Below are 3,428 nucleotides of genomic sequence, written 5' to 3'. Positions count from 1 at the left end.
GGGGGTCCCGTCCGGCTCCGATGCCCTCTCCAGGCTTCGGACCGCTGCCAGGCGGTGGAGCTCAGACCGTCGGATGAGGAGTGCGGCAACGGGCGCCCGCGATCGCGCTGGCGGCGTGATGATTGGTCGTCATTCGCGCCCTTTGGTTCCTTCGCGCACCATCCGACGATGTTCGCCGCGGCCGGCGGCGTGCCCGCGTTGCGGGCGGAGTCGTTCAGTCGCGAGCGATGTGAAGGGCGACCCAGAGCGCGCACCTTCGGCAGATGTAGGCCGGTTCGCTCCCGAGTGCGTGGAGCGACCTTCGTGGCCGCTGGCGGCCGCAGCACGAGCATCGTTGCTGGGTGTCATCGGCCATGTCGCGATGGTGCCACGGGCCGGTGACCTTCGCGGGTCACAGGTAGCGGCAGACGTCCTCGGGGGAGCATGTGGCCGGGTCGCCGGTGGTGGCGTGCTCGCGCAGGATGGCGATCGTGGTGCGTAGCTGCGCGAGCTCGGCGAGCTGCCGGTCGATGACCGCGAGGCGGGTGTCGAGCAGGTCGGTGACGTGCTGGCAGGGGGCCTGGCCCCGGTCTCGGATGGCCAGCACCTGGCCGATCTGGGCCAGGGTCAGCCCGGCGGCTTGGCCCCGGCGGATGAAGTGCAGCCGGTCGAGCACCTCGGGGCCGTAGTCCCGGTACCCCGCCGGGCTGCGGTCGGGGTCGGGGAGGAGTCCGACGTCCTCGTAGTACCGCAGGGTCTTAGCTGTCGTGCCCGACGCCTGAGCCACCTCACCGATCCGCATGCCACTCATTCTGCCTTGACCTTCCAGTGCACTGGAAGGTCGATCCTGGTCCTGAGGCGCGGCAACAAGGGAGGACTTATGACGGCAACGGACAAGGGCAGGTCGTATGACCTGGCAGTGATCGGGTCCGGTGGGGCGGCGTTCGCGGCCGCGATCCGCGCCACCACCCTGGGCAAGCGGGTGGTGATGATCGAGCGCGGCACCATCGGCGGTACCTGCGTGAACACCGGGTGTGTGCCCTCCAAAGCCCTGCTCGCGGCCGCCGAGGCCCGCCACGTCACACTCGACGCCGCCCGGTTCCCCGGTCTGCCACTCCCCGACGCCCCACCGGTCGACATGCCCGCCATGGTCGCCGGCAAGGACAAGCTCGTCGGATCGCTGCGCAGCGAGAAGTACGCGGCCCTGGCCGCCGAGTACGGGTGGGCCCTCCACCCCGGCGAGGCCACCTTCGTCGGCACACCGACTGAGCCGGCACTCCGCGTGACCGGCCCGGACGGCACGGCGGAAACCGTCCGGGCCGCGCACCACCTCATCGCTACCGGCTCCACGCCCTGGGCGCCGCCGGTCCCCGGCCTGCAGGAGGCCGGTTATCTGACCTCGACGACCGCGATGGAGCTGGACCACGTCCCGGAGTCGCTGCTGGTCATCGGCGGCGGCTACGTCGCCATGGAGCAGGCCCAGCTCTTCTCCCGCCTCGGTGCCCAGGTCACCATGCTCGTCCGCTCACGGCTGGCCTCCCACGAGGAACCCGAGGCCGCCACCGCCCTGGAAGAAATCCTCGCCGACGAAGGCATCGAGATCATCCGCGGCGCGGTGCCCACCGCGGTGCGCCGCGACCCGGCCACCGGCGAGGTCACGGTCACCGCCACCACCGCCGACGGCTCACACGAGCTCCGCGCGGCCGAGCTCCTCGTTGCCACCGGCCGCCGCCCGGTCACCGGCACGCTCGGCCTCGACACCATCGGCGTGCGCGCCGGCAAGCGCGGCGAGGTCATCATCGACAGCCACCTGCGCACCACGAACCCGCGGATCTGGGCCGCGGGTGACGTCACCGCCCACCCGCAGTTCGTGTACGTCGCCGCGGCCCACGGCGCCCTGGTCGCCGACAACGCCCTCACCGGAGCCGGCCGGGAGGTCGACTACCGCCACCTGCCCCGGGTCGTGTTCACCAGCCCCGCCCTGGCCTCCGTCGGAATGACCGACCAGCAGGCCCGCACTGCCGGGATCCGCTGCGACAGCCGCGTCCTGCCCCTGGCGCACGTCCCGCGCGCCATCGTCAACCGTGACACCCGCGGGCTCATCAAGATCGTCACCGACGCCGACACCGGCCGCATCATCGGCATCACCGCCCTCGCCCAGGACGCCGGTGACCTCGCCGCCGCCGGCGTCTACATCCTCGAGGCCGGCATGACCACCGACCAGGTCGCCAACCTCTGGAGCCCCTACCTGACCATGGCCGAAGGCCTCAAACTCACCGCCCAAACCTTCACCACCGACATCACCAAACTCTCCTGCTGCGCAGCATGAACCCGCACAGGGATCCCTATACCGGAGCGTCGAGCCTGGCGACCTCTCTCGTTCGCTTTGGCTCCGTCAGAGACCGAACGCTCCTCCGCTGACGAGGATGACGATGCCGAGGCCGATCAGGACGATGGGGAACAGGATGTGTTCCCAGCGCTCGAGGACTTCAGCGATCGGCGGCCGGGTGGCAACGAACTTGGCGACTACGACCAGGACCGCGACGAGCGCGAGGAAGACGAGGCAGTAGGCGACCACTGCGATGGGTTCCACGCTGAGGAAGACGGGGACATAGACGCCGATGTTGTCTCCGCCGTTGGCGAAGGTGACTCCTGCGACGGTCCACGCGCTGACCTTCGTGCCCGTGACCTTGGCGTCATCGTCGTCATCGTCTCCGCGCCAGGCTTGCCATGCAGCCCAGAGACCGAGGGCCAGGGGGATGAGCCCGAAGTACGGGATAGCTGCTGAGGGCAGGAATGCTCCGGCTCCGATAGTCACCAGCACAGCGGCACCGAGGATGCAGGCGAACCCCACGTACTGGCCGACCAAGATGCGGGTGGTCGTCCCGCGTTGGCCCGCGCCGCGGGCGAAGAACAAGGAGAGCACGATGATGTCGTCGATGTTGGTCGCGATGAACAGGCCGATTGCCTGCAGGACCGCAGCCAGGATCACGCGCCCGCCTCTGCTGCGTCGCATCCGTGCACCGAGCAGGCAGGATCGATGCACGGGGCGTTCTCGTCAACCGCGAGGGTGACGTCAACCAGGGCGGTCAGCGCCTGCGTCAGGTGGGGATCGGCGATCTCGTAGCGCGTCTTGCGGCCCTCGGGTTCGGCAGCAACGATGCCGCAGTCGCGCAGGCACGCCAGATGATTGGACACGTTGGAGCGTGTGAGGTCCAGATCGCGGGCCAGCTCTGCCGGGTAGGCCGGCCGGTCGAGCAGCGTCAGGATGATCCGGGACCTGGTCGGGTCGGCCAGCGCGCGGCCCAACCGGTTCATCACGTCCAGGCGAGAAGCAATGGTCAGCATGCGCTGAACTATACAGCGAGGACTGAAGTGGTTTTACGCAGCCCGGAGTCGCTAAGCGTGCGAACGAGGCTGTGTCAGTTGGGGATCGACCCACGGGACGA

General features: G+C 69.4%; 4 protein-coding genes. 1 reads left to right on the top strand and 3 read right to left on the bottom strand.

Annotated elements, in window-relative coordinates; translation table 11 throughout:
- Window positions 1-391 precede the first annotated feature (391 nt).
- Window positions 392-781 carry a heavy metal-responsive transcriptional regulator gene (locus ABD225_RS18580; RefSeq protein ID WP_028708020.1) on the bottom strand — a complete coding sequence of 130 codons (390 nt, stop codon included), beginning with the start codon at window positions 779-781 and terminating at the stop codon, window positions 392-394.
- 78 nt (window positions 782-859) lie between these two features.
- On the opposite strand from ABD225_RS18580, the gene merA reads away from it, so the two are divergent.
- Window positions 860-2,308, top strand: a complete 1,449-nt coding sequence (gene merA, locus ABD225_RS18575) for a mercury(II) reductase (RefSeq protein WP_030153508.1) — start codon at window positions 860-862, stop codon at window positions 2,306-2,308.
- Between the two features lie 66 nt (window positions 2,309-2,374).
- Here the strand turns inward: merA and ABD225_RS18570 are convergent, their stop codons facing one another.
- Together ABD225_RS18570 and cmtR are read right to left on the bottom strand one after the other, a co-directional pair.
- Window positions 2,375-2,971 carry a cadmium resistance transporter gene (locus ABD225_RS18570; RefSeq protein WP_030153505.1) on the bottom strand — a complete coding sequence of 199 codons (597 nt, stop codon included), beginning with the start codon at window positions 2,969-2,971 and terminating at the stop codon, window positions 2,375-2,377.
- Window positions 2,968-3,327, bottom strand: coding sequence for a Cd(II)/Pb(II)-sensing metalloregulatory transcriptional regulator CmtR (cmtR, locus tag ABD225_RS18565; protein ID WP_028708027.1), 360 nt, complete (start codon window positions 3,325-3,327; stop codon window positions 2,968-2,970). The genes ABD225_RS18570 and cmtR overlap by 4 nt, the downstream gene beginning before the upstream one ends.
- Window positions 3,328-3,428: the final 101 nt, after the last annotated feature.

The sequence above is a fragment of the Nostocoides veronense genome (genome assembly GCF_039531185.1).
In the GTDB taxonomy this organism is placed as follows: Bacteria; Actinomycetota; Actinomycetes; order Actinomycetales; family Dermatophilaceae; genus Nostocoides_A; species Nostocoides_A veronense.
This window is presented reverse-complemented; position numbering and strand designations above follow the sequence as displayed.